Annotated in this window: 1 protein-coding gene and 1 pseudogene; one reads left to right on the top strand and one right to left on the bottom strand. The window is 73.4% G+C overall.

Annotated elements, in window-relative coordinates; genetic code table 11:
- Positions 1-163: pseudogene (locus tag D3D02_RS18820) on the top strand (protein-L-isoaspartate O-methyltransferase); the annotation flags it as partial.
- A gap of 28 nt (positions 164-191) precedes the next feature.
- On the opposite strand, the gene D3D02_RS18825 reads toward D3D02_RS18820, so the two are convergent.
- Positions 192-541, bottom strand: a 350-nt coding sequence (locus D3D02_RS18825) for a carboxypeptidase regulatory-like domain-containing protein (protein ID WP_121571355.1), incomplete at its 5' end; no start/stop codon positions are given.

Raw genomic sequence — 541 nt, forward strand, 5'->3', positions numbered from 1 at the left:
GACCCACGGCCGGGCGCGGCTCCAGCCGATGCTCGTCGACGGCGAACAGCCGGGGACGGAACGCAACCGGACCCGGCGCGAGGACGCCGAACGCGCCGAGCGCGGCCGGCAGCGCCGACACGGCTGGGAGCAGGACTGGATCGACTGGGACGATCAGCTCTGACCGCCTCTCGCAGCGCGCCGCCGCGGCGTCACTCCTCGACGACGAGCACCTCGGTGTTCCCCCGCTCGTCGACGTAGTCGCCCTCCGCCGTCGGCTTGACGTCGATGGTGAGCGTCCCGTCGGCCTGGTTCGGCCCCAACTCGGGGTCGACGTCGACGGTCGCGATCCCCTCGCCGTTCGTCTCCGCGGTGACCACGCCGTCGATCCGCGCGGAGCCGCCGCGGACGATGACCGTCGCGTCGGCGACGCGGGAGCCGTCCGGGTCGACGACCGCGACGTCGATCGACTGCTCCCCGGGCGTGGTCACCTCCGGCTGCGGCTGCGCGTCGAGCTCCGTCGCGGCCAACCCGTCGATGTCGCCGATCATCCCCATCATCA

Source organism: Halobellus sp. Atlit-38R, assembly GCF_003665925.1.
Classification (GTDB): domain Archaea; phylum Halobacteriota; class Halobacteria; order Halobacteriales; family Haloferacaceae; genus Haloquadratum; species Haloquadratum inordinatus.